Origin of the sequence: Streptomyces alkaliphilus, from assembly GCF_014141535.1 — a bacterium.
Taxonomy (GTDB): Bacteria; Actinomycetota; Actinomycetes; order Streptomycetales; family Streptomycetaceae; genus Streptomyces; species Streptomyces alkaliphilus.
Window position 1 is genome coordinate 1 of the sequence record NZ_VKHT01000849.1, and the last position, 2,201, is coordinate 2,201.

Here is a 2,201-nt window from a genome sequence, read left to right on the forward strand (position 1 = left end):
CGTCCGGATGGTGGACGCCTCGACGGCGCCCCGACCCCCCGTCCGCCCCCCGGCGGGGCGCGCTACGGGTGATCCCCGCCATCCATGCGGGCTTCATGGGCACGTAACACTCCGTGGGCCATTGTCATGGTCGTGAAACATCCGGCGGCATCGACCGAAACCCCTCTCCGGGAGTGTGTGGCGCATCCCGACCCGCCCAGAATCCGCCCGCACGGGTCGTTACCACTGAGGAGACGTTCACCTTGGAAGCAGCAGATATCGCATTTGTGGTGATCTGTGCCGCCATGGTCATGCTGATGACCCCCGGCCTCGCCTTCTTCTACGGCGGCATGATCCGTGTCAAGAGCGCGCTCAACATGTTGATGATGTGCTTCATCGCGATGGGCATCTCCAGCGTGCTGTGGGTGCTCTACGGCTGGAGCCTCGCGTTCGGCACCGACGTCAACGGTGAGGGGGGCGGCATCTTCGGCAACCTCGACTTCGTCGGCTTCCGGGGCATGCTCGACCTGGACAACTCCCCCGAACTGCTCACCATCGCCCTCTTCCAGCTGATGTTCGCCGTCCTGACGCCGGCCCTCATCAGCGGTGCCCTGGCCGAACGGGTCAAGTTCAGCGCCTGGGTGCTGTTCATCGCCGTGTGGGTGTCGATCGTCTACTTCCCGGTCGCGCACTGGGTCTGGGGCGAGGGCGGCTGGATCGGCGGCCTGGAGATCGACGGTCGGGAGGTCATCGACTTCGCCGGCGGCACCGCGGTCCACATCAACGCAGGCATCGCGGCCCTGGCGGTGGTCCTGGTCATCGGCAAGCGGATCGGTTTCAAGAAGGACTCGGGCATGCGCCCGCACAACCTGCCCATGGTGCTGCTGGGCGCCGCCCTCCTGTGGTTCGGCTGGTTCGGCTTCAACGCCGGCTCGGAGCTGGCCGCCAACGGGACCACCGCTCTGATGGCCCTCAACACCATGGTCGCCACCGGCACCGCCGTCCTCGGCTGGCTGATCTACGAGCGCCTGCGCTACGGCGCCTACACCACCCTGGGCGCCGCCTCCGGTGCCATCGGCGGTCTGGTCGCCATCACCCCGGCCGGCGCGGACGTGACCCCCATGGGCGCGATGGCCATCGGCCTGGTATCCGGCGCGGTCTGCGCCTGGGCGGTGGGCCTGAAGTACAAGCTGGGTTACGACGACTCCCTCGACGTCGTCGGCGTCCACCTCGTCGGCGGCCTCATCGGCACCCTCATGGTCGGGTTCCTGGCCATCGAGGTCGGTGGGTTCGCCCAGTTCGCCCTGCAGGCCATCGCGGCGGCCGCGGTGCTCGTCTACTCCTTCGTCGTCACCCTGCTGCTCGCCCTGGCCATCAAGCACACGATCGGATTCCGGGCCGAGGAGGACGCCGAACTGACCGGCCTGGACCAGGTCTACCACGCGGAGAGCGGGTACGACTTCAGCCAGTCCGGCGGCGGTTCCGCCGCCGGTTCCGCCGGGGTGCAGGCCCCGGCCGCCACGCAGACCGGTGAGAAGAAGGTGGACGCATGAAGCTCATCACCGCGGTGATCAAGCCGCACCGGATGGATGAGGTCAAGGACGCCCTCCAGGCGTTCGGGGTGCACGGCATGACGGTCACCGAGGCCAGCGGCTACGGTCGCCAGCGCGGTCACACCGAGGTCTACCGGGGCGCGGAGTACACCGTGGACCTGGTGCCCAAGACCCGCCTGGAGATCCTGGTCGAGGACGAGGACGCCGAGCAACTGATCGACGTCATCGTCAAGGCCGCCCGCACCGGCAAGATCGGCGACGGGAAGGTGTGGAGCGTTCCCGTGGAGTCCGCGGTGCGGGTGCGCACCGGGGACCGGGGAGCGGACGCCCTCTGATCCGGGTCATCCCGCCCGGGGGGTTCCGGTGAACACCGGAACCCCCCGGGCCGGCCCCTCTCCGGTGGGACCCGGGGCTCCCACCGAGGAGGGGACCCCACCGGGCGCGAACGCCCCGGAAGGACACCGACCGACCACAACCGGGAGCCGTGATCGCATGACCGCCGACACCAGCCGCGCCACCGGCGACCCGACCGGATCCGACGACTCCTACCCCGCCGCCCGCCTCCGCATCCTGGGCGGGGACGGCCCCACCGGGGCCCCGCGCCGCGCGGAGCTCTCCCGGGCCACCGACCGGTGGCTCGCGGACCTGCTCAACGCGCCCACCCCGGAG

The 2,201-nt window shown here is 69.8% G+C and carries 2 protein-coding genes; both read left to right on the plus strand.

What is annotated here, in order from left to right; genetic code table 11:
• The first annotated feature begins 242 nt into the window (after nucleotides 1-242).
• A complete protein-coding gene (locus FNQ90_RS20415; protein WP_228471431.1) occupies nucleotides 243-1,532 on the plus strand; it encodes an ammonium transporter in 1,290 nt (429 codons plus the stop codon).
• Complete coding sequence (locus FNQ90_RS20420) at nucleotides 1,529-1,867, plus strand: P-II family nitrogen regulator (RefSeq protein ID WP_143622329.1); 339 nt, start codon at nucleotides 1,529-1,531, stop codon at nucleotides 1,865-1,867. The genes FNQ90_RS20415 and FNQ90_RS20420 overlap by 4 nt, the downstream gene beginning before the upstream one ends.
• Nucleotides 1,868-2,201 lie beyond the last annotated feature (334 nt).